Genomic DNA, 24,968 nt, shown 5'->3' on the forward strand with positions numbered 1-24,968 from the left:
TCCCTTACAGTGCGCGTTTTCGCCTCCGCAGAACCCCCTTCGCCCGTCATGCCAAAAGCTTCCGTTGTCTCCGTCCTGGCCGTTGCCGCCATGGTGGGCCTGGCCTTCCTCTCGAACCCGTCCGCCGAGAAACACCGCGCCAAGATCCGCGAGCAGGTGGCCGAGCGCAGTCCGCTCGCCGGGCTGCTCGGGGTGGGGCAGCTCACCGCGTTCGCGTCCACGTACCACCCGCTGGGCATGGCCTCGTACACCACGGCCAGCGGCAAGGTGGTGTCGGTGGGCGCGTTCGGTGTGGTGGTGGTGATGCTGCCGTGGGAGGAAAAGCGGTGAGCACCGTCCATACCCGCCTGGCCCTGCTCGGTGACGTGGGCCGCGTCGCGCCGCTGTTCGATGCGTACCGGCAGTTCTACGCACAGCCGGCGGATCTCGCGCGGGCGACGCAGTTCCTGCACGACCGCCTGTCCCGGCGTGAATCGCTGATCCTGCTGGCCACGCTCGACGACGGTGCCGTGGCGGGCTTTTGCCAGCTGTACCCTACCTTCTGCTCCATCGAAGCCGCCCCCATCTACACGCTGTCGGACCTGTTCGTGTCGCCTTCCGCACGCCGGCTCGGGGTGGGCCGGGTGCTGCTGCGGGCGGCCGAGCGGCTCGCGGCGGACCGCGGCGTGGTGCGCCTGGAACTCACCACCGCCCACACGAATCAGACCGCGCAGGCGCTGTACGAGTCGCTCGGATGGTGCCGGGACGAGGTTTACCGCACGTACACCCTGGCGGTGCGGAGCCAGGCGGGTACGGCCATTGCCTGAGCACCCGAAGACCAGCGGAACGCGGTCCGGGCCACCCTATCCTGTCGGACCGGGTGGAATACTGTCGTTCCTGCTTCCGCCTTGATACAAGACTCGCACGAAATGTCACCCATGACCCGTTGCCCCACTACCCCGCGCTCAGCCCAGGTTCTGGCCTTGTTCTCCATGGTCGCGGCCCTGGCGGCCTGCGGCGGTGGTGGCGGCGGAGGTGGTGACGACAGTCCGGCGCCAGCCGCGGCCGGCCCGGCGGCCAGTGCCCCCGCGGCAGGGTCGCCGCCGTCCCAGCCCGTCACGTCGGCCGCACGGGTGGCCGGTGTCGACCTGGTCCAGGGTTTCGTGTTCCCCAGCACCGACAGTTCGCTGCTGCTGGTGTCCAACCGCGACGTGATCGTGAAGGTCAACGTCACCACCACCAACACGGCCGAGGCCCGCCCCACCGGCACCTTGCGCATCGAGGACGGCAACGGCACGCTGATCGAACAGCGCGCGCTCACGGTGCCGACTGCGGCGCTGCAGTCCACGGTGCCGGTGGTACCCGATTTCACGCACTTCTACACCGCCACCGTGCCGGCCAGCGCGGTCAAGGCCGGCCTGCGCCTCACGGTGCAGCTGGCGAACGGCCAGCCGGCCACCGTGGTGACCCCGCGGGTGGGCGGCAGCAACGCCATCACGTTCGTGGCGGTGCCGGTCAGGATCCAGGGCACGGCCGCGCAGGTGTTCGCCGGCGCGGCGTCCTACCTGGCGGCCCAGATGCCGGTGTCCACCGTCACAGCGGTCACGCACGCGGTGTTCCCGTCGCAGAAGGTGACCACGCTGCCCACCACCGATGACCAGTGGGAGGCGGCCATGCGTGAGGTGCTCGGGGAGATGGCCGAGTTGCACAATCTCGAGAACGCGACCGACCGCACCTTCTACTATGGCTTCTTGCCCAAGCGCACCTACGGCATCACCGGCCTCGGGTACATGCCGGGCCCGGCGGCCGTGGGCATCGATTTCCCGACACAACCCGATGCCGTGGTGACCACGCTCGTGCACGAGGTGGGCCACAACTTCAGCCTGCCGCACGCGCCGTGTGGCGTGGCCAGCAGCGAAGACCCCAACTACCCGTACGCCAACGCCACGCTCGGCGCCGGCTCGCGGTTCATCTGGGGCTACGACAAACGCCGCAACGCGTTCGTCGACCCGCGTCCCACCACCGTGCACGACTTGATGAGCTACTGCGATGGCGACACGTTCTCCGACTTCAACTACCGGCGCATGCAGTCCTACCTGACCCCGGCCGACCGCCTGTCCGCCACCGGCGGGGTGAGCATCAAGTCCGTCACCGACTCGGTGGAAACCGGTCCCCAGGAGTTGCTGCTGGTCAGCGGCCGCATCGAGGGTGACCGCGCCGAACTCGGGAACGTCAAGTCGTTCACCGGCATCCCGCGCAACATCCCCGCCGGCGCCTACGTGCTGCGGGTGGTGACGGCGGCCGGCACGGTCGATCACCCGTTCGCCCCCATGGCACTCGATCACTCCTCTGCCTTCCTGCCGTTCCACCTGGCCATCCCGAACCCCGGCCAGGTGGTGTCGATGCAGGTGCTGGCGGCCGATGGCAAGGTGCTGGCCGAACGCCGCGCCGGTTCTCCCGTCACCACCGATCGCACGAAGGCGGTGGCGGCGGCGGCCACCACGGTTTCGGAAACGGGCGGGGTGCTGCACCTGCGCTGGGACGCGGCGGCCCAGCGGTCGCTCACCGTGATCCATGTGGGCGACACCCGCACCGTGCTCGCCCAGGACCTGGCCAGTGGCACGGCCGAGTTGCCCACGGCGGCGCTGCCGTCCGGCGGCAGCTTCGAGCTGATCTTCTCGGACGGGCTGAACTCCGTGCGGGTCACCGCACCGCGGGGCGCCGGCGGCTCGGTGAAGTGATGTCGTGGCGCGTGCGGCTCGGTCGCACGCGTCGCTGATCTCCACCACCAGCCCGCCTTGGCCGTTGAACCAGGGCGGCCGGCAGGCAGAGAAGGTGTCTCATCCGATGTGGGAGATCCAGATGCCGGGGGCGGGTTGGGCCGGCACGTCCGGTGTGCCGGCGGTGGCCGCGGGCACGTCGGGCATGCGCCGCACCGCGAGCCCCACCGACACCATGTCGATGACCAGCAGGTGCAGGATGCGCGAGATCATCGCCACGAACGTGGAGCTGTCCTCGTCGTGGTCCACCGCCAGGCACACGTCGGCCTTGCGGGCGAGCGGCGACTGGGTGGACGTGATGGCCACGATGGCGGCGCCGCGGTCCTTCGCGGCGTCGGCGGCGCGCACCAGTTCCGGCGTCTGCCCTGAACTCGAGATGAACACCGCCACGTCGGCCGGCCCCAGCACCTCGGCCGCGATGGCGAACACCGACGGGTCGGTGCGTGCCACCACCGGGATGCGGAAGCGAAAGAGCTTGTGCTGCGCGTCGAGCGCCACCATCGCGGAGTTGCCCACCGCGTAGAGCTCCACCCGCGCCGCGTCGCGCAGCAGCACGATGGCCCGTTCGATGGCGTCCACGTTGATGGATTCGCGGAACTGCACGATGGACGAAATGGTGTTGTCGAGCACCTTCGCGCACAGGTCGGACGTGGCGTCCTGCCGGTGCACCTGGGTGCGCTGCAGCGGGATGGTGCCGGTGAGGCCCGAGCCGAGCTTGAGCTTGAAGTCGGCGAGGCCCTCGAAGCCGAGCGAGCGGCAGAAGCGGATCACCGTGGGCTGGCTCACCTCGGCGCGTTTGGAGATCACGCCCACCGCGTCGTTCAGCACCGCCCGGGGGTTCTCGAGCACCACGTTGGCCACGCGCCGTTCGGCCGGTGACAGCTGCTCGCGGGCGTTGCGGATGCGTTCGAGCAGCGGGTTGCCGCCGTCGCGCGTGGGCACGTGGTCCACCAGCAGCGTGGACACCCCGTGGAACGCGAGGTTGTCGGCCGTCAGCACGTAGGTGGGGATGCGCGAGAGGTACGCGGAGAACCGCCCCTTCGCCTCGAACCGCTGGCGGAACGGCGACCGCAGGAACAGGTCACCGAGCCGCGGCACGATGCCGCCGCCCACGAAGATGCCGCCGGTGGCGCCGAGCGTGATGGCCAGGTCGGCCGCCACGGTGCCCAGCATGGCGCAGAAGCAGTCCAGCGTGTCCACGCAGGCGGCGTCGTCGCCGCGCTGGGCGCGGCGCACGATCTCGGCCGTGGGCAGTGGCGTGAGGTTCGTGCCGTTCAGCGCCTCGTGGATCAGCTCGATGCCCGGCCCCGACACCAGCCGCTCAGCCGACACGTGCGGCAGCGTCTGCCACATGTGGCGCAACACGCGCAGCTCGCGTTCATCGCCGGGGGCAAAACTCGTGTGGCCACCTTCGCTCGCGAGGCTGATCCAGCGGTCGTTGGCGGGGATCAGCGCGGACACCCCGAGCCCCGTGCCCGGGCCCAGCAGCCCGATCACGCCGTCGGTGGCCGGTACACCCCCGCCCACCTGCACGCGCCCGGCCTCGCCCACGCCGGGCAACGCCATCGCGAGGGCGGTGAAGTTGTTGACGACCAGCAGCGTGGACAGGCCCAGCTGCTGCTGCACGTCCTGGATGGAGAACTCCCAGGCGCGGTTGGTCATGCGTACCCAGTCGCCGTCGATCGGGTAGGCGATGGCAAACGCACCGTGCCTGGGGCGCAGGTCGGGCACCGTGTCGAGGTAGGCCTGCACGAGCGGCACGAACGCGGCGTGTTCGTCGCACGGCAGCACCGCCACCCGTTCGAACCGGCCGCGCACGCGCTCGATGCAGAAACGCGCGTAGGTGGCACCGATGTCGGCGAGCAGGCGCGGTTCGGCCTCGCCCTGGTCCGCGGGATCGGTGGCCATCAGCTGGGCCAGTTGCGGGTCGGTGGAGACGACGGAGGGGGGCATGCAGGGGGAGGTGAAAGCCTCCGCCTACTGTACCCAACAAACGCGGGGCCCATGCGCGGGGTCAGGGCGCGCGCTCGAGCAGCACGTAGCGTTGCGCGGCCAGGGCCACGCGGCCGCCCTTCACCACGCCGGTGGCACCCGAGTACGCGTCGCGCACCGTGGTGCCGTCGGCGAACGTGGTGCCCACTGCGATCTCGCCCTGGCCTGCGGCGTTCATCGCCACCACCACCGTGTCGCCCGTGGTGCGGTCGGTGCGGCTGAAGGTGTACGGGGTGTCGGCGATGCGGCGGTGTTCGCCGCGGGCGAGCGCCACGTGGCGCGCGCGGAACGTGCCGAGCTTGCGCCAGTGGGCCAGCAGCGCCGCGTCCATCGATCCCCAGTTCATGTCGGAGCGGGTGGCCTGCTGCGGGTCTGAGTCGGGCACCGGGCCCAGCGGGCGGCCGGTTTCGTCGCCGTAGAAGATCTGCACACCGCCCGGAGACAGCATCAGCGCCGCGCCACCTTCCTCGAGCTTCTGGCGGTCGAACAGCGAGGTGTCGTGGGACGACAGGTAGCTCAGCGTGGAGTAGCCGGGGCGGCCGGACAGCAGCTTGCCGTAGCGGTCGAACAGGCCGTCGGGCTGGCCGAACTGGGCGCCGCTGCCCTGGAACTCGAAGTTGATCAGGGCGTCGAAGCCGCTGCTGTGCAGCGCGTCGCGTTCGGGGCCCTTGCCCCAGTACTCGCCCACCATCCAGAACGGCTCGTCGTCGATCTTCCTGGTGGGGTTCTTCTGCTTCCACTCGGTGAGCGCCTGGCCGGCGGCCGCCTTCAGGTCGGCCCAGGCGGCCGGTTCCACATGCTTGACCGTGTCGGCACGGAAGCCGTCGATGCCGTACTCGCGCACCCAGTCGGTGAGCCACGTGACGAGGTAGCCGCGCACCGTGGTGTCCGGCAGGTCGCGTGCGTTGGTGTCGGGTTTGCCGGGCTGGGCCACGGGGGCCGGCATCGCCGCGCCCTGGGCGGCCTTGAGGCCCTTTTTCGCGGGGGCGGCGGGCGGCGGAGAGACCGGTGCACGCTTCTGCAGGAACGCCGGCAGCTTCACGAACGCCGTGCTGTCGGTGCGGAAGTCGGGCAGGTACGCGAGCTGCATCGTCTGGTCGTCGCGCCCACCCTCGAGGTAGCCGGGCAGGCCGGCGCGCACCCAGTCGCGGCCCCACCACTGGCCGAACGCGAAGTTGTTGTAGTCGATGTACGAGTGGTAGTCGGCGAGCGTCGCCTTCTCCGAATCTGGCCACAGCACCTTCAGGCCCAGGTCCTTGGCGGACTGGATGTCGAGGTAGCCCGGGTGGTTCATCACCACGTCGAACAGGATGCGGATGCCCTGCGCATGCGCGGTGTCCACCATCTCGCGCAGTTCGGCGGGAGTGCCCATCGACTGGTCGAGCGTGGTGAAGTCGAGCGCGTAGTAGCCGTGGTACGCGTAGTGCTTGAACTCCTTGTTGCCGCCCACCACCCAGCCGTGGATCTGCTCGTACGGCGCGGTGATCCAGATGGCGTTGACCCCGAGCTGCCTGAACCAGCCTTCCTTCAGCTTGTCGGTCACGCCCTTCAGGTCACCGCCATGGAAGGTGCCGATCTCGTCCTTGCCGTCCTTCTGGCGGCCGTAGGCGTTGTCGTTCGACGGGTTGCCGTTGGCGAACCGGTCGGTGATCAGGAAGTAGACGATCGGGTTGTCGGCGAAGCGGCCCGGCACCGCCGCGGGGGCGGTGGGGGTGGCCTTCGTGGCCGGCGCCGTGGGTGCCGAGGTGGAACACGCCGTGGCCATCAGCGACAGCACGGCCGCGGCAACGAGCCGCTTGGGGAGGAAGTGGTTCACGGCGTGTTCTTCCGGCGGATCAGCTGCAGGGCTTGGCTTCGCGGGCCTTCCTGGCGTCGTCGAGCGACGTGTAGATCTTGCGGTCGCCGCTGTTGACCCAGATCTCCTTCGTGGCCGACCCGTCGAACGCCATGTCGCGTCCGCCCTGTTCCTTCGAGTCACCCTTGTGGATGATGTAGTTCACGCGGCCCTTCGTGAATTCGTCGAGCTTGATGGTCCAGAACACCCCGAAGTCGTTCTTGCCGCTCGGTTGCAGCGGTTTTTGCCATTCGACGCCGGTCACCGGAATGCCACCGTCCTTCCACAGGTGTGCGCCCCAGCCGTCGTACGTGCTGTCGCAGCGGTTGTAGTTGATCGTGGCGGTCTGCGCCTGGGCGCCCAGGGCGCCGGCAGCCAGCGCGGCGGCCACGGCGAACTTCAGGGACGAACGGAACTCGGTCATGGTGAGGAACCTCTCGGGCAACGTGAAGGGAAGGGGTCGCATGGGGGCGGCCCCGGTTGGGGGAAGCGGCGAGGCTCAGCCCTTGATGCCGCCGGCCGTGAGGCCGGAGATCATCCATTTCTGCGCCAGGATGAAGACGAGCGTGATGGGCAGGCCGGACAGGATGGCCGCGGCCGCGAAGTCGCCCCACAGGTACTTCTGCTCGTAGAGGAAGAGCTTGGAGCCCACGGCCAGCGTGAGCTTGGCTTCCTCGTGCAGCAGGATGGAGGCCACCGGGTACTCGATGATGGCGCCGATGAAGGCCAGCAGGAACACCACCATCAGGATGGGCACCGCCATGGGCAGCAGCACCATGCGGAAGGCCTGCCACGGGGAGGCGCCGTCCACCTTCGCCGCCTCCTCGATCTCCACCGGGATGGTGTCGAAGTAGCCCTTGATGGTCCACACGTGCAGCGCGATGCCGCCCGAGTAGGCGAGCAGCAGCGACCAGTGGCTGTCGATGCCGAAGGCCGGGAACACGTTGCCGATGCGGTCGAAGATCGCGTAGATGGCCACGAGGGCCAGCACCGACGGGAACATCTGCATCAGCATCAGGCCGGCGAGCGAGGCCTGCTTGCCGCGGAACTTCATGCGCGCGAACGCGTAGGCGGCGGTGGTGGACAGGAACAGCGTGATGACGGCGGTGAGCCCCGCCACCTTGACCGAGTTCCACAGCCACACGAGCACCGGGAAGTCGGGTTTCACGAGGCGCCCGTCATCGGCCGTGTACGACATGCCGAGCGCGAGCTTCCAGTGTTCGAGGCTGATCTGTTCGGGGATCAGGCTGCCGGCGGCGAAGTTGCCGGGCCGCAGCGAGATCGACAGGATCATCAGGAACGGGAAGATCACGAGCAGCACGAGGCCGATCAGGAAGAGGTGCGCCAGCACGACGCGCCAGCGGTGGGATTTGTCGACGACGATGGCCATGTGGGTGGTTCCTTAACGCGCGTCTTCGCGGGCGATCTTCGTGAAGCGCATCTGCACCAGCGAGATCACGGCCACCATCGCGAAGATGACGGTCGAGATCGCCGCGGCCAGGCCGAACTGCTGGCCCGAGTCCTGGAAGGCGATGCGGTAGGTGTAGGAGACCAGCAGGTCGGTGGTGCCCGCGGGCACGCTGGTGTCGAGGAAGTCGGGCCGGCCGCCGGTGAGCAGTGCGATCAGCACGAAGTTGTTGAAGTTGAACGCGAACGCTGAGATCAGCAGCGGCGTGAGCGGCTTCATGATCAGCGGCAGCGTGATGCGGAAGAAGTTCGTCAGCGGGCCGGCGCCGGCCACGGCCGAGGCCTCGTACAGGTCCGACGGGATGGCCTTGATGAGGCCCATGCACACCACCATCATGTACGGGTAGCCGAGCCACACGTTGACGATCAGCAGCATGATCTTCGCGAGCGTCGGGTCCGAGAACCACGCCGGCCGGATGCCGAACAGTGCCTCGAGGATCAGGTTGATCTCGCCGAAGTTGTTGTTGAAGAGGCCCTTGAACACGAGGATCGAGATGAAGCCCGGCACCGCGTACGGCAGGAACAGCATCACGCGGTACACCCCCTTGAACTTGAGCGCGTCCCAGTTGAACAGCACGGCGAGCAGCATGCCGAGCGCCGCCGCGAAAAAGACGGTGAGGGCCGAGAACGCCACGGTCCACGCGAAGATGCGCACGAACGGCTCGCGGAACGCGGCGTCGGTGAAGATGCGGCGGTAGTTGTCGAGGCCCACGCCTACCTGGAAGCCCGGCTGCACCTGTTGCCCGGCCTGGGTTTCGTAGAACCCGGTCTTGAAGTTCGCGGTGAGGACGTCGCCGGTCTGCTTGTTCAGCAGCGTGCCGTCGCCGCGGGGTTCGTACAGCGGCTCCACCGGGCCGAACTGGCGCAGGCCGGTCATGCGCAGCTTGCGGCCGTCCGGGGTGACGAAGGTGAGCGCCTTCAGCGCGGCCTGGCGCGCGATCAGGTCGCGGAACTGCACCGGCTCGCCGAGGGCGATCTTGACCTGCTCGGCAGGCGCCACGGCCAGTTCGAGCGGGGTGGTGTTCTTCAGGGCAAGCGGACCGGAGACGAACGCGGCCTGCGTGTCGGGGTTTTCGAACCGGGCGCGGAACTCGGCGCCATCGGGGTGCAGCGTGAACTGGAGGTTGCTGCCTTCAACCTGGTAGGTCTCATCGACCAGGTACTGCGTGGCGCGGGGAAACTTCAGCAGGTTCTTGGAACTGTGGTTCGTGAAGCCGATGCCCATGGTGTAGACCATCGGGAACACGACGAAGATCAGCGCGGCGCCGATGCCGGGAAACAGGTAGCGGTAGGCGTAGGCCTTGGACGACGTATAGACCCACGCGGCCAGCGCGGTGATCACGAGGATGGTGCCCGCCAGCAGCGTCTCGCCGGCGGCGTGCACCATCACCACGACATACAGCGCGGACAGCAGCACCGCGGTCAGCAATACCGGCGCTGACCAGCGCGACAGGGACATCTTCAAGCTCATGGCGGACAGGGGAAAAGTCGGAAGCCCGCCGGGGCCTCGGGCTCCGGCGGGGGATTCACGGCAGGTTTAGTTCGAGGTGATGCGCTTGGCCGCGCCGTCGAGCGCTTCCTTCGGCGTCTGGCGGCCTTCGGTCATGTTCTGCAGCGCGGACTGCATCGACGACCAGAAGCGGCCCATCTCCTTGATGTTGGGCATCGGTGCGCCGTCTTGCGCGCTGGCCATCGTGACCTGGATGTTCGGGTTGCTCTTGAGCTCCGAGAACAGGGCCTTGCTGGCCGGCGTGCCGAGCGGCACGTCGTCGTTGATCTGCTTCAGGCCGTTGACGCTGAGCATGTAGTTCTCGATGAACTCCACGGCCACGTCGCGGTTGGGCGACGCTTTCGAGATCATCGCGCCCAGCACGCCGACAAACGGGGCCGCCTTCTTGCCGGCCACGGTGGGGATCTTGGCAACGCCGTAGTCGACCTTGGCCTTCTTCAGGTTGTCCCACGACCACGGGCCGTTGATCATCATCGCGACCTTGCCCTGGGCCATGCCGGCTTCCATCTCGGCGTAGCCTGCACCCTTGGTCATCACGCCGTCCTTGACGAACTTGGACAGCAGTTCGGCGCCCTTGAGCGAGCCGGCGTTGTTGACACCGGTGTCGGCCGGGTCGTAGGTGCCATCAGGCTTGAGCTTGAACACGTAGCCACCATTGGCGGCCAGGAGCGGCCAGGTGAAGAACGTGTTGTTGTAGTCCCAGAGGATGGCCTTCTTGCCGGAGGCGGACAGCTTCTTGTCCAGCGCGGCGATTTCCTCGAAGGTTTTCGGCGGGTTGGGCACGAGGGCCTTGTTGTAGACGAGTGCGACGGCTTCGATCGAGATCGGGTAGCCCCAGGTCTTGCCACCCACCGTGAAGGCCTTCCAGGCCAGCGGGTCGATGTCGGCCTGCACCTTCTTGCCCGGGGTCACGGTCTGCAGCAGGCCGCCGCCGATCCACTCGCCGATGCGGTCGTGCGGCCAGATCCAGATGTCGGGGCCCTTGCCGGCCGCGGCGGCCTGCTGGAACTTGCCCGGGGCGTCTTCCGGGTGCTCCACGATGACCTGCACGCCGGTCTTCTTGGTGAACTCTTCGCCGACCTTGGCCAGGCCGTTGTAACCCTTGTCACCGTTGATCCAGATCAACAGCTTGCCCGGCTCGGCCGCCTGGGCGTGCAGCGCGAAGCCGCCACCGAGGGCCAGGGCTGCCGCAGCGGCCAGCAGTTGAATCTTTTGGCGTTGGACTTTCATCTTCAGTTCTCCTTCAGTGGATGCCGAGTCAGGGCAAGGTGTGCCCCTGTTCGTCGAACAGGAAACAGCGTTGGGGGGGAAAGACGAGCCAGGCGGTGTCGCCGGTGTTGAGGGGGTTCTCGGGGTCGGTGCGGATGGTCAGCGGTTCGGGCGAGTCACCGACGCTCACGTGCAGGTAGGTCGAATCCCCGAGGTGTTCGGCGAGCTGCACGAAGGCCTTCACGGCGCCGTCGCTCGCAGTGCCGGTGGCGCTGATGTGTTCCGGGCGAACGCCGAGCGTGACCTTCGCGCCGGCAGCCAGCGCAGTTGTGTTGGCCGCCACGGGAACGCGGGTGCCGTCGGCCAGGCGCACGAGGCCGTCGGCCTCGATGGCCCCGTCGATGAAGTTCATCTTCGGCGAGCCGATGAATCCGGCGACGAAACGGTTCACGGGGCGGTGGTACAGCGCCATCGGCGTGCCCACCTGCTCGATGCGGCCGGCGCTCAGCACCACGATGCGGTTCGCGAGGGTCATGGCCTCGACCTGGTCGTGGGTGACGTAGATCATCGTCGTCTGCAGTTCGCGGTGCAGGCGCGACAGCTCGACACGCATCTGCACGCGCAGCGCGGCGTCCAGGTTCGACAGCGGCTCGTCGAAGAGGAACACGCCCGGCTTGCGCACGATGGCGCGGCCGATCGCGACCCGCTGGCGCTGGCCGCCGGACAGCGCCTTCGGCTTGCGTTCGAGCAGGTGTTCGATCTGCAGGATCTGCGCGGCGCGGCTCACCGCGGCCTTCATCGCGTCCTTCGTGAAGCCGGCCAGGCGCAGGCCGAAGGCCATGTTCTCGGCCACGCTCATGTGCGGGTAGAGCGCGTAGCTCTGGAACACCATCGCGATGCCGCGCTTGGCGGGCGGCACCTCGTTGACCTGCTGGTCGCCGATCCACAGCTCGCCGGCGGTGATTTCCTCCAGCCCGGCGATGCAGCGCAGCAGTGTCGATTTGCCGCAGCCCGACGGGCCCACGAACACGACGAATTCGCCGTCGTTGATCTCGAGGTCGATGCCGTGCAGCGTTTCGACGTCGGCGTAGGACTTGCGCAGCCCCTTGAGTTTCAGATGTGCCATGTGTCAGTCGTCCGCGGTGTCAGGCGGCCATCTCGCCGAAGTAGAAGCCGTGCCCGGGCAGCGTGAAGCGGTTGCCGGCGCGTCGGCCTTGTTGCGCCGGGTCCAGGTGGGTGGCCGTGGCCACGGTGGTGGCCACGTCGAGCGTGATGTCGACCGGGGTGGCGCCGAGGTTGAACACACACAGCAGTGTCTTCCCGCCGGCGCCCGCCTCGGGCGATCGCACCAGTGCCAGCACGGGTTCCGGCGCGTCGATGAAGCGGATGTCGCCGGTGAGCAGCGCGGGCTGGGTCTTGCGCCAGGCGAGCAGGCGGCGCATGAAGTTCAGCGGCGAGGCGGGGTCGGCCTCCAGCACGTCGACCGCACGGGCGCGGTGTTCGGCCGGCACCGGGAGCCACGGCGCCACGTCGAGGCCGTTGCTGAAGCCCCCGTGCGGCTGGTGCTGCGCCCAGGGCATCGGGGTGCGGCAGCCGTCGCGGCCCTTGAATTCGGGCCAGAACGTGATGCCGTACGGGTCCTGCAGCTTCTCGAACGGGATGTCGGCTTCCGTCAGGCCCAGCTCGTCGCCCTGCCACCAGCACACGCTGCCGCGCAACGACACGAGCATGGCCATCGCGACCTTGCTGTAGGCGAGGGGCGCGTCGGCGCCGCCCCAGCGGGTCTGCACGCGGGCCACGTCGTGGTTGCCGTAAGACCAGCTGGCCCAGCCGTCGTGCATCTGCGCCTCGAGCTCCTCCACCTCGCCGCGGATGTGGGCGGCCGAGTTGTCGGTGGTGAGCAGGTTGAAGCTGTACGCCATGTGGAGCCGGTCGCCGCCCTTGGTGTACTCGGCCATGACCTTCAGCGAATCGTCGTCGCCGATCTCGCCCACGCTGGCCGCGCCGTACTCGTTGAGCAGCGCGCGGATGCGCTTGAGGTACGGCACGTTCTCGGGCTGGGTCTTGTCGTACAGGTGGCGCTGCATGCCGTACGGGTTGCTTTCACCCACGCTGCGGGTGTCGCGTTTCTCGGCCGGCGGGTTGTTGCGCAGCTGGCGGTCGTGGAAGTGGAAGATGCAGGCGTCGAACCGGAAGCCGTCCACGCCCCGTTCGAGCCAGAAGCGGATGTCGGCGAGCACCTGGTCCTGCACTTCCGGGTTGTGGAAGTTCAGGTCGGGCTGGCTGGCCAGGAAGTTGTGCAGGTAGAACTGCCGGCGGCGGGCATCCCACTGCCAGGCGGAACCGCCGAACACGCTGAGCCAGTTGTTGGGCGGGGTGCCGTCGGGCTGCGGGTCGGCCCACACGTACCAGTCGGCCTTCGGGTTCGTGCGGCTCGTGCGGCTTTCGGTGAACCAGGCATGCTGGTCGGACGTGTGCGACAGCACCTGGTCGATCATGATCTTCAGGCCGAGCACGTGGGCTTCGGTGATCAGGCGGTCCAGGTCGGCCAGCGTGCCGAACAGCGGGTCGACGTCGCGGTAGTCGGCGATGTCGTAGCCGAAGTCCTTCATCGGGGAGCGGAAGAACGGCGAGATCCAGATGGCATCCACCCCGAGGCTCGCGATGTACGGCAGGCGGTCGATGATGCCGGGCAGGTCGCCCACGCCGTCGCCGTTGTGGTCGGCAAAGCTGCGCGGGTAGACCTGGTAGATCACGGCGCCACGCCACCAGGACGTGTCGGCAGGGATGGGTCGGGGGGATGCGGAAGTATTCACGGGACGAGGCTCGGCGTCGGGCAGTTCAATGGCAGGGCAAGAACAGGGCAAGAACAGGGCTTCAAGGCCATGGGCACCACCGGGGTGATGGCCATGGCGCTGAAGGCAAGCCCACCGGCTCGTGGCCAGCGGACCTGCCGGAAACAGGTGCGCATAGGGTCTCCGAAATGGCGGCGGGGTTCCTTGTGGGATTCCCTGCCAACCATTTGCGTCAACCCCGGTGGATCACCACCACGATTCCACTTGCAGACCGTAGGACAGGCCGTTGGTCTTGGTGCCGAAGACGCCGTTGGCGATCGTGTTGCCGTTCAGCGTGTTGGCATCGTTCCACTTCGCGTAGGTGACGAAACCACGGAAGACCGGGCGCGACCAGAAGCCCTTCGACAGGGCGAGCTGCGGTGCGATCGTCAGCTTGGCCAGCTTGGCGGTGGCTTCGGAGCCGGTCTTGGTCTGGTCGTAGCCGGCTTCGACGGCGAGGCTCACGTTGTCGTTGAAGTTGTACTGCGGGCGGATGCCGATGCTGGCCCAGTTCGAGTCGTTGCCGCCGGCCTTCGCGAAGACCTTGCCATACGAGGCGGTGAACATGCCGCTGACGTTCGTGCCGGCCAGATCGAAGTAGAGCTGGTCGTGGATGCGGTAGGACCAGTCGTTCTCGGCGGTTTCGCTGCCGCTCACGTACGTGGGGACGAAGCTCCAGTTGGCACCCAGGCCTTCGCCCAGCACCAGCGCGACCTTGTTGAAGCCGCCGCCGAACACGTTGCTCTGGGTCTGCTCGAGGAACAGCTGCGTGCCCTTGCCTTCGCCGCCGGCCGGGTTGGCCGTGCTGCCGAACAGGTACAGCAGTTCGCCTTCCATCTTGCTGTTGGTCCACAGCGGGATTTCGTACAGGCGGGCGCTGAGGTGCTTGGACGTCATCTGGTTCGCGTTGTGCCCGTTGCCGGTGCCGCCGTCGCTGTTGCGCTGCTGGTAGGACAGGGCGAACTTGAGCTGACCGAAGGCGATGTCCTCGATGCCGGCGCCGGGGCCGCTGTTGCTCCAGTAGTAGTAGTCGTTGATGTGGATGTCGTGGCGGTTGTAGAAGCGCTTGCCGACCCAGACCTTGGCGTCGCCGAACGTGGCGCCGTCACCGAAGAAGCCGCCGGCCTGGAAGAAGTTCTGGCGGCTGGCGACGTTGAGGCTGTCGCCGTTGGTGCCTTCGAAGTCCTGGCCGTTGTTTTCCTGGAGCGCGAGCATCAGGTTGTACTTGGCCCAGGCGCCGTCGGCCTTGCCGAACGGGGCCACGACCATGGCTTCGCCGTAGGAGTCGCACTCGTTGCCGAGCCGGTACTTGGCCTGGGCGTTGCGACCCTGGAAGCACTGCAGGCCGCCGCCTTCGCTGGTCGTGCCGACCTGCGTGCGCATGTAGCCATGGAACTCAACGCCTTCGGCATGCGCAGACGGCGCACCGAAGGCGCCGGCTGCGGCGGCGGCCACGGCCAACATCTTGAACTTCTTGATCATCACGGAGGGACTCCTCGTCTAGCTGCTGCTCGGAACCGACCCGAGGCCTCAATGGGCCCTTGTGTGTCGGCGGTTGGGGGAAACGGGTTTGGCGCACCGCGGCAACCGGAGCGCGCGCTGCGCCCGCGCCAACGGCGGCGGGCAGCAGGGGTTCGGCGGAAGCGATGAGGTGCGACATGAAAGCGGTGTTCGGGGTGGGTTCGGCGAAAGTAGCTTGACTACAGCGACGCGTGCCATTTGCGACTGGAAAGGACTTTAGGTGGGTTACTGAATCGAGAAACAGCGGGATAACCCTAGTGTGATACGAGGCCAAACCCTAATGGTGTTCGCCTGGGGTTTACGTTTCTGGACGTCCTACAGGTGATCGCATACCATGCGCGGATGTAGTCTGGGTACAGAGTGGCGCACCGCGGTGTTGACTCGGCGCCACACTTTTTTCAACAGAGGTCATCCACTTGAACCAGGAATCCACCTTCCCCCGGCTGCTCGGCGACATCGGCGGCACCAATGCCCGCTTCGCCTGGCAGGCTTCGCCCGGTGCCGCCCTGACCGACATCGCGACGTACCCGGCGGCGGACTACGCCACCGTGCTCGACGCCATCCGCGAATACCTGCGCGCCCACGCCAAGCCCACGCCGCGCTGGTGTGCCATCGGCATCGCGAACCCGATCACCGGCGACCGGGTGCAGATGACGAACCACCACTGGTCGTTCTCGATCTCCGAAGTCCAGCGTGCGGTCGGGCTCGACCGCTTCCTGCTCATCAACGACTTCACCGCGCTGGCGCTGTCGTTGCCGGCGCTCGAGGCCGGCCAGCTGCGCCAGGTGGGCGGTGGGCAGGTGGTCGACGGTGGGCCGGTGGCGTTGGTGGGGCCGGGCACCGGCCTCGGGGTGTCGGGGCTGCTGCACACCGGAGGTGGGGTGAGCGTGCCCCTCAATGGCGAAGGGGGTCACGTCACGCTGGGTGGCACGAACGACCGCGAAGATGCCGTGATTGCATCGCTTCGTCGCCGTTTCGGGCATGCGTCCGCGGAGCGTGCGCTCTCCGGCCCGGGGCTCGTGAACCTGTACGAGGCGCTGTGCGAGCTGGACGGGGTGCTGGCAAAACCCATGACGGCAGCGGCACTCACCGCCGCATCGGTGGCCGGCAGCGACCCGCAGGCGGCCGAAACCGAGGCGCTTTTCTTCTCGTTCCTCGGCACGGTGGCCGGCAACCTGGCCCTGTCGCTCGGAGCGCGGGGTGGGGTTTACATCGGGGGGGGTATCGTGCCGCGCCTGGGTGACCGTATCCTTGCGTCCGCCTTCCGCAACCGTTTCGAGCAGAAGGGGCGTTTCCAGCCCTACCTGGCCTCGATCCCGGTGTTTGTCGTGTCGGCCGAGGTGTCCCCGGCGCTGATCGGGGCTGCCCGCGCCCTCGACGTTCTTTGATGTACCGCTCGTCTTTCCTGGAGACCGACAGATGTTCAACCTGACTGCACTCAGCCGAGGCACCGCTGGCGTCGTGATGGGCCTGGCCCTGGCCATGCCCGTGTTCGCCCAAAAGCCGCTCGACTTCGTGCTGGGCGGCATGCCGCCGAAAGAATCCGCTGGCGAAAAGCTCGTGTTCCGCATCAACGAACTGAGCGCCATCCAGCTTGTGCCGCGCGAAGGTGGCGTGCCCAACCAGCACCCCCGCGTCGTGGAACCGGAGGTGATCCGCCAGCAGCTGTCGGCCCTGCGCCTCACGCCGCCAAAGGGGGCGGTGGAGCCGCTGTTCGGGGAAGCCGAATCGGCCGACCTGGCCGAACCCATCGCCCGTGCGCTGGCCGCCGCGAAGCCCGACCAGGACTTGCTGCTGCTCTCCACGTCGCGCCGCGACGGTTCGTACTTTTCGCCACCGGTGGGGCTCACGGCGCGCCTGTTCGTGGCCAACGACCGCCTCAACGTGATCGTGCACGACGCCCGCAACGAGTACTACAGCCGCTGGCGCGGCACCAGCATCCGCCCCGATTTCACGTTCGGCTCGCGCACCGCGGCGAGCAAGACGAACCTGCTCGCGCAGGCCGGTGTGTTGCAGCGTCCGGACTGGGCGGCCCTGCCGCTCGTGCCGCTGGCGGCCGACCCGGCCAAGCCGGCGGTGGCGCCGGCACCGGTGGTGGTGCAGGTGGCCCCGTACGTTGCGCCCGCGGCGGCCCCTGCGGCGGTGGCGCCTGCGCCTGCCGCTGCGCCGGCCGTTGCGCCCTCCGAGGCCGAGAACCGGTTGCGCACGCTCAAGCGGCTGCGTGACGGCGGGTTGATCTCGGAAGAGGAGTTTCAGCAGAAACGGGCCGAGGTGCTGAAGGCGCTCTGACGCTGGGCCTTTTGGCTCGCAACGCAGTCACCCCGGCCACCCGCCGGGGCCGGGTGGCTGCGTGCAGCGCTTGTTCCCTGGCGAGGCCGCGCCGGGTCTCGTCCCGGCAGCCGACCCGCAGGTGCTCGTTACTTGCGAGGCTCCGATGCCTGTCCCGGTGACTGCGCAAGCGACAGCCAGCGGTCGAGTGTCTGCGGGTTGGCCATCAGCGCCTCGCTGTCGCCCCGGTGCACCACCGCGCCTCGGTCGAGTACCACCGCGAACTGCGTGATCGGCAGGATCATGCGCGGGTTCTGCTCGACGATGATCGCGCTCATGCCCTCGTCGCGCACCACCCGCGCGATCGAGCGCAGCAGCTCCTCGACGATGATCGGCGCGAGGCCCTCGAGCGGCTCGTCCAGCAGCAGCAGCTTCGGGTTCAGCACCAGCGCACGCGCCACGGCGAGCATCTGCTGCTCGCCGCCCGAGAGCTGGTTGCCCATGTTGGCCTGGCGCTCCGCCAGGCGCGGGAACATCTCGTAGGCGCGCGCCACCGTCCATGGTCCGGGCCGCGCGACCGCTGTCAGGTTCTCGTGCACCGTCAACGACTTGAAGATGTTGCGCTCCTGCGGCACCCAGCCGATGCCAGCCGCGGCGCGTTTGTACGATGGCAGCGTGCTGATGTCCTGGCCGTCCAGCACGATGCGGCCCGCATGCCGGCGCGTCTCGCCAACCAGCGTGTTCAGCAGCGTTGTCTTGCCGGTCCCGTTGCGGCCGAGGAGCGCGAGCGATCGGCCTTTCTCCAGCACGAGGTCGATGCCTTGGACGACCACGGCCTCGCCGTAACCCGACTTCAAACCCTCGACGCGCAGCAGCTCAGCCATGTTGGCTCTCTCCGAGGTACACGGACTTCACGCGCGGGTCGGTCGAGATGCTCTTGACGTCACCTTCGGCGAACAGCGCGCCATCGACCAGCACCGAGACCGTCCGCGCGAAGTTGAAGACCAGGTCCATGTCGTGTTCGATCAGCAGCACGGTCACGTCAGCCGGAAGCGCGTTGACGATGTCGAAGATCGCCTGCCGCTCGCCCTCGGGCACGCCAGCGACCGGCTCGTCCAGCAGCAGCACGCTCGGCTGGCAGGCCAGGGCGGTCGCGATCTCGAGTTGGCGCCGCTTGCCGTAGGAGAGGTATGCCACCTTCTGGTCCATCACGTCGTCGAGATTGAACTGCCGGAGCAACGATTCGCATCGTTCGGCCACCCTTGCATCGCGCCCGAGCGGTTGCCAGAGCCGCTGGCTGATACCGATCTGGTTGGAGACCGTCATGGCCAGCGACTGAAGCGGTGTCATCTCGGCGAAGAGTTGGTTGATCTGGAAGGTGCGGACGATGCCACGCCGGACACGCCGGTGCGAGGGCAGCCGCGTGATGTCCTCGCCGTTGAGAATCACCGTGCCAGAGGTCGGCTCGAGCACGCCGGTGAGCAGGTTGATCAGCGTCGTCTTGCCGGCGCCGTTGGGGCCGATCAGCGCCTGGCGTGCGCCCTTCTCGATCTTGAGGGAGACGTCGTTGGTCGCTGCGAAGCCACCGAAGCGCTTGACGAGGTTCCTGGTTTCCAGAACGACGGTCATGACTTCTTCCACCACGTCCACGGTTTGAAGAGGCGGTCGCGCCCGACCATGACCAGCACGACGAGGAACAGGCCCAGCCAGAAGGTCCAGTACTGCGGCGTCCAGGCCGACAGCAGGTCGTGCATCAGCTTGAGGGCAATCGCGCCAAGCACGCCGCCCCACAGCCAGCCGGTGCCGCCGATCACGACGACCAGCAGCACGTCGGCGCTGCGATGGAAATCGAGTCCGTCGAGCGAGGCGAAACCGGTCGTCTGCGCGAGCGCCGCGCCGGCCGCGCCGGCCATCGCGGCCGAGATCGTGTAGATCACACCCAGCCGCAGGTCGACGTTCAGGCCGATCGCCGCGGCGCGCAGGCGGTTGTCGCGGATGGCTCGCAGTGACCACCCGAACGGCGAGGCGACGATGCGGCGCGCGACAAGCAGGCCGACGACGAGCAGCACAAGGGAATACGCATAGGCTGTGCGGCCGTAGAGGTCGAACTCGAACCGGCCGAGCAATGGGCCGATCGTCACACCCTGCAAGCCGTCGGCGCCGCCGGTGAACTCGAGCTTGTTGGCGAGCTCGAACAAGATCGCCGCGACGCCCAGCGTGATCATCAGCCGCGCCAGGTCGGAGCCGCGCATCACCAGCACGCTGCTGACCGCGCCGAGCAACGCGGCGGCGGCGATGGCGACACCCAGGCCCACGAGAGGATCCGGCATCACGTGCTTCGCGAACAGCGCCGCGACGTAGGCGCCTGTGCCGAAGAAGGCCGCGTGCCCGAGCGAGATGACCCCGGCATAGCCGAGGATCAGGTCGAGCGACAGCGCGAACAACGCGAGTATCGCGATCTCGTTGGCGAGCAGGGCGTGTTCACCGACGAAGAACCAGGAGACCGACAGTGCGGCCAGAAGGACCAACTCCCATGGTTTCCAACGCGAGGTGGCGTTGAGCGAGGCGAGGGTGGTGCCGAGGTCTGCGTGTGTGGCGCTCATCGCGTTGTCCCCCGGCCGACCAGCCCCTGCGGGCGCCAGAACAGGATGGCCACCATCAGCAGGTAGACGATGAAGGCGCCGAGCTTCGGGACGTAGTACTTGCCGAACACATCCGCGATGCCCAGCAGCAACGCGGCAAGCAGCGGCCCGGTGAGGGTGGTGGTTCCGCCGACCGAGACGACGATCAGGAAATAGATCATGAACTTGAGCGGGAAGCTGGGGTCCAGCCCCACCATTTCGGCACCCAGCGCGCCGCCCAGCCCGGCCAGGCCGGAACCGACCGCGAAGGTCACGCTGAACATGGCACTCACGTTGATGCCCAGGCCGCGTGCGACACGCTGGTCGTCCACCGCCGCACGCAACCGGCTGCCGAAGCGCGTTCGCGCCAGTGTCCGCTGCAGAAGCGCCGTCAGTGCCAGGCAGACGACCACGATGAAGAGCCGGTATCTTCCGATGCCGACGCCACCGATGTCGTAGCGGCCCTGCAGCCAGGCCGGCAGCTTGATGATCTGCTGCTGCGAGCCGATGCCGTAGTCGACCGCTGCGACCGCCATGAAGACCAGGCCGATCGACAGCAGGACATGATCGAGATGCGGCCGCTTGTAGAGTGGGCGATAGAGCGTGGCTTCGGCCAAGCCGCCGATCACCGCAGGCACCAGGAACGCGAGTGGCAGCGTCCACAGGAAGGGCACGCCGGCGCGGTCCATCAGCAGTACCGTCACGTAGCCTCCGGCCATCGCGAACGCACCGTGCGCGAGGTTCACGAAGTTCATCAACCCGAGCGTCACGGCAAGCCCGATGGCGAGCACGAAAAGCAGCATGCCGTAGGCGATGCCGTCGAAAAGCAAGGTCAGCATGTTTGATGGACGCGCAGGGGCGTCGACCTATTTGGTCTTGCCGGGGTCCTTGACGGCTTTCTGCACATCAAACTCGACGTTGTGCAGTTCGCCACCGACCCTCTCGACTTTTCGGATGTAGACGTCCTGCACGATGTCGCGGGTCTGGCCGTCGATCAGCACCGGGCCGCGCGGGCTCTCGAAGAGCTGCCCCTTCATCCCGGCGAGAAGCGCTTCGCCGCCTTGACCCTTGCTCGCCTTCAGGCCCTCGACGATCACGCGGATGCCGTCGTAGCCGCCCACGCTCATGAAGTTCGGCCGCATGCCGTTGTTGGCCTTCTTGAAGGCTTCCACGAACTTCTGGTTTGCCGCGGACTTGTGGTTGGCCGAGTAGTGGTGCGAGGTGACGACGCCGAGCGCAACGTCGCCCATGTCGTTGAGCTGGTCGTCGTCGGTGACGTCGCCGGTGGCGATCAGGCGGATGCCGGCCTTGTCGAGACCGCGCTCCGCGAACTGCTTCATGAACAGCGCGCCCTGGCCCGAGGGCAGGAAGACGAACAGCGCCTCGGGCGCGGCGTCTCGCACCTTCTGCAGCACGGGCGCGAAGTCAGGCGCGCGCAGTGGCGTGCGCAGCTTGTCGATGACCTGGCCGCCGTTCAGCACCATGCGGTTGGCGAAGTATTTCTCGGCGTCGATGCCGGGCCCGTAGTCGCTCACGAGCGTGACGACCTTCTTGATGTTGTTCTTGGCCGCCCATTCAGCGATCGAGACCGAAACCTGAGGCAGCGTGAAACTGGTCCGGATCACGAACGGCGAGGCCTCGGTGATCGCCGAGGTGGCAGCGGCCATCACGACCATGGGGGTCTTCGACTGGGTTGCGATCGGCGCGGTGGCCATCGCCGACGGCGTGATGCCGAACCCTGCCAGCGCGACGACCTTGTCGTTGACGACCAATTCCTGAGCGAGGCGGCGCGTCGTGTCCGGTGTGCCAGCGTCGTCCTTGACGATCACCTCGACCTTGCGGCCGTTGATCGTCGGGTGGTTCTGCGCCATGTAGAGTTTGACGGCCGCATCGATCTGGCGGCCGGTGGAGGATTGCTGGCCCGTCATCGGCAGGATCAGGCCGATCTTCAGTGGATCGGTATCGGCGGCAACCGCGTGCCCGCCCAGTCCAAGGCCAAGCGTCAGGGTCACGGCACAGAGGTGGTGCGAGAGGCTGCGGTAGTGCATGAAGTTGTGTCCAGGAAGATGGAGGGGATCCGGGCCGAGACAGGCGGATGTGGGGTCCGCCGATGCTATCGGAATTGCGGCGTGCGGCGCCCGGGTGCGGGGCGGTATGCAACCACCTCGCGCGCGGCCAGGTGCGAGGCCGCGGTGGCCGAGATGCCGGTCGGCCACGAGGGAGGCGGCAGGCACGCGGCCCCGCGCGACGCGCCGAACGATGCAGATCAGAAGTAGGTGGCGCCGGCGCGCGTGGTCACGACTTGGGCAGCGGCGCCGCTGCGGCTGGCTTCGACCTGCCCGAGGCCGTAGTTGACCTCGACGATGCAGCGGCCGGGCCGATCGCGCAGGCCAGCGCGGTTGTTGCAAACGTCGTGGGCCCTTGTTCAATACGTGCCGATGTAGTCCTTCTTGCCCACCTCGACGCCGTTGTGGCGCAGGATTGAATAAGCGGTAGTCACGTGGAAGAAGAAGTGCGGCAGTCCGTAGTTCAGCAGGTACGAATGGCCGCTGAAGCGCTTCTCTTTCGGCGTGCCGGCCTGAGTCACGATTTCGCGCGTGTCGCTGCCCTGGAACTGTTGCGGCGTCAGGCTGTTGACGAAGGCGAGCGTCTTCGCGATACGTGCCTGCAGGTCGACGATCGTCAGCTCCGTGTCCTCGAAGCTTGGCACCTCCACACCGGCCAGCCGCGCCGACACGCTTTTCGCAAAATCGCAGGCAACCTGAACTTGGCGCAGCAAGGGGAACATGTCTGGGAAGAGACGTGCTTGCAGCAGCGCGTTCGGTTCGATCTTCTTGGCAACAGCGTGCGCATCGGCTTTCGCCAGCACGCTGTTCAAGCCGCCGAGCATTTGATTGAAAACGGAGGTCGAGGTGATGTGTAGCGAGGAGGTCATGCGTGCTTTCAAATGGTTGGGGCGAACTGCGTGAAGGTACCGGGCCGCCAGGGGGCTACTGTACGCCCGCGACCCAGGGGCACTGAACTCCACTTCCGTTCCCGGGCCGCTGCGCACCGTGAGCTTGCAGTCTCGTCGCGCATCAGCGGATGCAGGGTTTGCGGCGTGCCTTGCACTTCGACATGCACCGAGGCCACATGACCGTTGTCGTTCGCGAGAACCTCGGCGAGCGCGCGCGGCGCGTCCGCAAGAGTCAATCGATTCGGGGTGAATTTGCATCCTGTTGCATGGCGTCTCGCCGCGCCAACGCTGCACGTGGCTTTCGTCGGTTCGTCACAGTTTGATCATTCGCGCCCCATGTCGCGCCCCACAGAATCGCGCCGGGAATTGAGAGCGTGGCACGTCGAACGACGTGTACGCGCCGCACTTTGACGCAACAGGAACTTCACGATGAGCATGCCAAACCAACGCCCGAGACGTGCCACTGCAACAAGCGCACTGCTGTGCGCACTGGTGCTATCAGCCTGCGGGGGCGGCAATGACTCAAGCACCCCAGCGCCACCCGTTGGCTCTGCACCTGCACCTGCACCTGCACCTGCACCTGCACCTGCTCCTGCTCCTGCTCCTGCTCCTGCTCCTGCTCCCGCACCGGCACCGGCACCGGCACCGGCACCGGCCACAGCTTTTGAATGGAAATCCAGCGAGCCCCTGATCAAGCCTCCAGCCGATGCCAAGCAAATCTTTGGCGTCAAGGACCCGACCATCGTCTTCTACGACAACCGGTACCACGTCTTCATGACCACGGCAGGGTCAGCGGGCTGGGGCATCGCCTATACGAGCTTTGCGAATTGGGAAGAGGCGCCGAACGCGCCCATCTTCATGCTCGACCAGTCCCCCATCGGGCCGGGTTACCGCGCAGCGCCGCAGGTCTACTATTTCGCGCCCCAAAAACTCTGGTACCTGATCTACCAGGGTGGCGACCCGTTGTATTCCACGACCAAGAACCTGGCGGACCCCCGGTCATGGACGGCGCCGCAGCCCTTCTACCCGACCATCCCGGCAAGCGTCAAAGACGCCAAGGGCAATGTGTATTGGCTCGACTTCTGGAATATCTGCGACGACAAGAAGTGCTATCTCTTCTTCACCGACGACCACGGCAGCTTCTTCCGCGCCGAAACACCGTTGGAGCGTTTCCCTCAGGGCTTCTCCGAGCCCGTCGTCGTCATGAAGGAGGAAAAGCCCGAGGACTTGTTCGAGGCGAGCAACACCTACAAGATCGCCGGTACCAACCAGTACTTGACGCTGATCGAGGCGATGGGCCCCGGCGGCAGGTATTTCCGGGCCTGGAAAGCCGATCGCCTGGACGGCACCTGGCAACCCATTCCCGGCGCCTCGATGAACATGTTCGCCGGCGCAGGAAACGTCAAGTTCAACGGCCGGATCTGGTCCGAAGGTGTATCCCATGGCGAACTGATCCGCGACGGCGTCGACCAGACGCTGAGCATCGACCCCTGCCAGCCGCTGAGATTCCTCTACCAGGGCCTGGATCTGGAAAAAGGCAAGGCGTACGAATACATCGAGCTGCCGTATCGGCTGGGCCTGATCACCGCCACGGCCCCCAACGCCATCAGCGAGTTGTGCAAGAAATGAACGCCCGCCCTGGCGCAGTAGCAGTGCGCGTCAAGCCGGTACAGCTCATGGAGACATCGATGTGGGTGCTGCAGCCATAGCCTGCCCCGTGATCAGCGTCGCCACGTCAAGCCATCAACGAACCAGACCCCGTCCCACATGAACAAGTACAGCAAACGACTCAGCGTTCTCTCCATCGTCACCGGGGCCCTTGTGGCTGGCTGTGGCGGCGGTGGTGGCGGCACGCCGGCACTAGCAGCAGCACCTGCAGCACCAGCACCAGCACCAGCTCCTGCTCCTGCTCCTGCTCCTGCTCCTGCTCCTGCTCCTGCTCCTGCTCCTGCTCCTGCACCGGCACCGGCACCGGCACCGGCACCGGCCCAGGCCGC

22 protein-coding genes are annotated in these 24,968 nt (G+C 67.1%); 6 read left to right on the forward strand and 16 right to left on the reverse strand.

Annotation, left to right across the window (positions count from 1 at the left end; translation table 11 throughout):
• Positions 1-48: 48 nt before the first annotated feature.
• From ASC87_RS08095 to ASC87_RS08105, 3 genes are all read left to right on the forward strand, one after another.
• On the forward strand, positions 49-330 hold the full coding sequence (locus ASC87_RS08095) for a hypothetical protein (RefSeq protein WP_056659410.1): 282 nt from the start codon (positions 49-51) through the stop codon (positions 328-330).
• Complete coding sequence (locus ASC87_RS08100) at positions 327-806, forward strand: GNAT family N-acetyltransferase (protein WP_056659413.1); 480 nt, start codon at positions 327-329, stop codon at positions 804-806. The genes ASC87_RS08095 and ASC87_RS08100 overlap by 4 nt, the downstream gene beginning before the upstream one ends.
• A 111-nt stretch (positions 807-917) precedes the next feature.
• Complete coding sequence (locus ASC87_RS08105) at positions 918-2,720, forward strand: M66 family metalloprotease (RefSeq protein WP_157603906.1); 1,803 nt, start codon at positions 918-920, stop codon at positions 2,718-2,720.
• A gap of 99 nt (positions 2,721-2,819) precedes the next feature.
• Here the strand turns inward: ASC87_RS08105 and glk (ASC87_RS08110) are convergent, their stop codons facing one another.
• The 9 genes from glk (ASC87_RS08110) to ASC87_RS08150 all read right to left on the reverse strand — a co-directional run bounded on the left by glk (ASC87_RS08110) (position 2,820) and on the right by ASC87_RS08150 (position 15,087).
• Positions 2,820-4,712 carry a glucokinase gene (glk, locus tag ASC87_RS08110; protein WP_082568477.1) on the reverse strand — a complete coding sequence of 631 codons (1,893 nt, stop codon included), beginning with the start codon at positions 4,710-4,712 and terminating at the stop codon, positions 2,820-2,822.
• Positions 4,713-4,773: 61 nt separating this feature from the next.
• Complete coding sequence (locus ASC87_RS08115) at positions 4,774-6,567, reverse strand: alpha-amylase family glycosyl hydrolase (protein ID WP_235582103.1); 1,794 nt, start codon at positions 6,565-6,567, stop codon at positions 4,774-4,776.
• Positions 6,568-6,586: 19 nt separating this feature from the next.
• Positions 6,587-7,009, reverse strand: a complete 423-nt coding sequence (locus ASC87_RS08120; protein ID WP_056659420.1) for a pullulanase-associated domain-containing protein — start codon at positions 7,007-7,009, stop codon at positions 6,587-6,589.
• A 75-nt stretch (positions 7,010-7,084) separates the two neighbouring features.
• Positions 7,085-7,975 carry a maltose ABC transporter permease MalG gene (gene malG, locus ASC87_RS08125; RefSeq protein ID WP_056659423.1) on the reverse strand — a complete coding sequence of 297 codons (891 nt, stop codon included), beginning with the start codon at positions 7,973-7,975 and terminating at the stop codon, positions 7,085-7,087.
• 12 nt (positions 7,976-7,987) lie between these two features.
• Complete coding sequence (gene malF / locus ASC87_RS08130; protein ID WP_056659426.1) at positions 7,988-9,511, reverse strand: maltose ABC transporter permease MalF; 1,524 nt, start codon at positions 9,509-9,511, stop codon at positions 7,988-7,990.
• Positions 9,512-9,589: 78 nt separating this feature from the next.
• A complete protein-coding gene (malE, locus tag ASC87_RS08135) occupies positions 9,590-10,792 on the reverse strand; it encodes a maltose/maltodextrin ABC transporter substrate-binding protein MalE (protein WP_056659429.1) in 1,203 nt (400 codons plus the stop codon).
• 28 nt (positions 10,793-10,820) lie between these two features.
• Positions 10,821-11,897, reverse strand: a complete 1,077-nt coding sequence (locus ASC87_RS08140) for an ABC transporter ATP-binding protein (RefSeq protein WP_056659432.1) — start codon at positions 11,895-11,897, stop codon at positions 10,821-10,823.
• A gap of 19 nt (positions 11,898-11,916) precedes the next feature.
• Complete coding sequence (locus ASC87_RS08145) at positions 11,917-13,587, reverse strand: alpha-glucosidase family protein (RefSeq protein ID WP_056659435.1); 1,671 nt, start codon at positions 13,585-13,587, stop codon at positions 11,917-11,919.
• 225 nt (positions 13,588-13,812) lie between these two features.
• Positions 13,813-15,087, reverse strand: a complete 1,275-nt coding sequence (locus tag ASC87_RS08150) for a carbohydrate porin (protein ID WP_056659438.1) — start codon at positions 15,085-15,087, stop codon at positions 13,813-13,815.
• 455 nt (positions 15,088-15,542) lie between these two features.
• On the opposite strand from ASC87_RS08150, the gene glk (ASC87_RS08155) reads away from it, so the two are divergent.
• Both glk (ASC87_RS08155) and ASC87_RS08160 read left to right on the forward strand, forming a co-directional pair.
• Positions 15,543-16,514: a glucokinase gene (gene glk / locus ASC87_RS08155; protein ID WP_235582104.1), complete on the forward strand. Its 972-nt coding sequence runs from the start codon at positions 15,543-15,545 to the stop codon at positions 16,512-16,514.
• Between the two features lie 31 nt (positions 16,515-16,545).
• Complete coding sequence (locus ASC87_RS08160) at positions 16,546-17,415, forward strand: SHOCT domain-containing protein (RefSeq protein WP_056659443.1); 870 nt, start codon at positions 16,546-16,548, stop codon at positions 17,413-17,415.
• A gap of 128 nt (positions 17,416-17,543) precedes the next feature.
• Here the strand turns inward: ASC87_RS08160 and ASC87_RS08165 are convergent, their stop codons facing one another.
• From ASC87_RS08165 to ASC87_RS08190, 6 genes are all read right to left on the reverse strand, one after another.
• Complete coding sequence (locus ASC87_RS08165; RefSeq protein ID WP_056659444.1) at positions 17,544-18,278, reverse strand: ABC transporter ATP-binding protein; 735 nt, start codon at positions 18,276-18,278, stop codon at positions 17,544-17,546.
• Entirely contained in the window at positions 18,271-19,023 is a 753-nt protein-coding gene (locus tag ASC87_RS08170) for an ABC transporter ATP-binding protein (RefSeq protein ID WP_056659446.1), read from the reverse strand. The genes ASC87_RS08165 and ASC87_RS08170 overlap by 8 nt, the downstream gene beginning before the upstream one ends.
• The gene (locus ASC87_RS08175; protein ID WP_056659448.1) at positions 19,020-19,997 is read right to left on the reverse strand and encodes a branched-chain amino acid ABC transporter permease; all 978 of its coding nucleotides are present in this window, start codon (positions 19,995-19,997) and stop codon (positions 19,020-19,022) included. Before ASC87_RS08175 ends, ASC87_RS08170 begins: the two co-directional genes overlap by 4 nt.
• Positions 19,994-20,854, reverse strand: a complete 861-nt coding sequence (locus tag ASC87_RS08180) for a branched-chain amino acid ABC transporter permease (RefSeq protein ID WP_056659450.1) — start codon at positions 20,852-20,854, stop codon at positions 19,994-19,996. The genes ASC87_RS08175 and ASC87_RS08180 overlap by 4 nt, the downstream gene beginning before the upstream one ends.
• Before the next feature lie 27 nt (positions 20,855-20,881).
• Positions 20,882-22,063 (reverse strand): ABC transporter substrate-binding protein, encoded by a 1,182-nt coding sequence (locus ASC87_RS08185; RefSeq protein WP_082568480.1) that lies wholly within the window; start codon positions 22,061-22,063, stop codon positions 20,882-20,884.
• Between the two features lie 377 nt (positions 22,064-22,440).
• Positions 22,441-22,950, reverse strand: coding sequence for a DUF1993 family protein (locus tag ASC87_RS08190; protein WP_056659452.1), 510 nt, complete (start codon positions 22,948-22,950; stop codon positions 22,441-22,443).
• A 450-nt stretch (positions 22,951-23,400) separates the two neighbouring features.
• On the opposite strand from ASC87_RS08190, the gene ASC87_RS08195 reads away from it, so the two are divergent.
• Positions 23,401-24,600, forward strand: coding sequence for a non-reducing end alpha-L-arabinofuranosidase family hydrolase (locus ASC87_RS08195; protein ID WP_200954329.1), 1,200 nt, complete (start codon positions 23,401-23,403; stop codon positions 24,598-24,600).
• Between the two features lie 178 nt (positions 24,601-24,778).
• Here the strand turns inward: ASC87_RS08195 and ASC87_RS31680 are convergent, their stop codons facing one another.
• Positions 24,779-24,955 (reverse strand): hypothetical protein, encoded by a 177-nt coding sequence (locus ASC87_RS31680; protein ID WP_157603908.1) that lies wholly within the window; start codon positions 24,953-24,955, stop codon positions 24,779-24,781.
• Positions 24,956-24,968: the final 13 nt, after the last annotated feature.

It is taken from the genome of Rhizobacter sp. Root1221, from assembly GCF_001425785.1.
Lineage (GTDB): Bacteria > Pseudomonadota > Gammaproteobacteria > Burkholderiales > Burkholderiaceae_C > Rhizobacter.

Bases quoted from the DNA above. Each gene is read 5' to 3' on its own strand.
- ASC87_RS08095 (WP_056659410.1), top strand. From the start codon at position 49: ATGCCAAAAGCTTCCGTTGTCTCCGTCCTGGCCGTTGCCGCCATGGTG.
- ASC87_RS08105 (WP_157603906.1), top strand. From the start codon at position 918: ATGACCCGTTGCCCCACTACCCCGCGCTCAGCCCAGGTTCTGGCCTTG.
- glk (WP_082568477.1), bottom strand. From the start codon at position 4,712: ATGCCCCCCTCCGTCGTCTCCACCGACCCGCAACTGGCCCAGCTGATG.
- ASC87_RS08120 (WP_056659420.1), bottom strand. From the start codon at position 7,009: ATGACCGAGTTCCGTTCGTCCCTGAAGTTCGCCGTGGCCGCCGCGCTG.
- malG (WP_056659423.1), bottom strand. From the start codon at position 7,975: ATGGCCATCGTCGTCGACAAATCCCACCGCTGGCGCGTCGTGCTGGCG.
- malF (WP_056659426.1), bottom strand. From the start codon at position 9,511: ATGTCCCTGTCGCGCTGGTCAGCGCCGGTATTGCTGACCGCGGTGCTG.
- malE (WP_056659429.1), bottom strand. From the start codon at position 10,792: ATGAAAGTCCAACGCCAAAAGATTCAACTGCTGGCCGCTGCGGCAGCC.
- ASC87_RS08140 (WP_056659432.1), bottom strand. From the start codon at position 11,897: ATGGCACATCTGAAACTCAAGGGGCTGCGCAAGTCCTACGCCGACGTC.
- ASC87_RS08150 (WP_056659438.1), bottom strand. From the start codon at position 15,087: ATGATCAAGAAGTTCAAGATGTTGGCCGTGGCCGCCGCCGCAGCCGGC.
- ASC87_RS08160 (WP_056659443.1), top strand. From the start codon at position 16,546: ATGTTCAACCTGACTGCACTCAGCCGAGGCACCGCTGGCGTCGTGATG.
- ASC87_RS08165 (WP_056659444.1), bottom strand. From the start codon at position 18,278: ATGGCTGAGCTGCTGCGCGTCGAGGGTTTGAAGTCGGGTTACGGCGAG.
- ASC87_RS08170 (WP_056659446.1), bottom strand. From the start codon at position 19,023: ATGACCGTCGTTCTGGAAACCAGGAACCTCGTCAAGCGCTTCGGTGGC.
- ASC87_RS08175 (WP_056659448.1), bottom strand. From the start codon at position 19,997: ATGAGCGCCACACACGCAGACCTCGGCACCACCCTCGCCTCGCTCAAC.
- ASC87_RS08180 (WP_056659450.1), bottom strand. From the start codon at position 20,854: ATGCTGACCTTGCTTTTCGACGGCATCGCCTACGGCATGCTGCTTTTC.
- ASC87_RS08185 (WP_082568480.1), bottom strand. From the start codon at position 22,063: ATGCACTACCGCAGCCTCTCGCACCACCTCTGTGCCGTGACCCTGACG.
- ASC87_RS08190 (WP_056659452.1), bottom strand. From the start codon at position 22,950: ATGACCTCCTCGCTACACATCACCTCGACCTCCGTTTTCAATCAAATG.
- ASC87_RS08195 (WP_200954329.1), top strand. From the start codon at position 23,401: ATGAGCATGCCAAACCAACGCCCGAGACGTGCCACTGCAACAAGCGCA.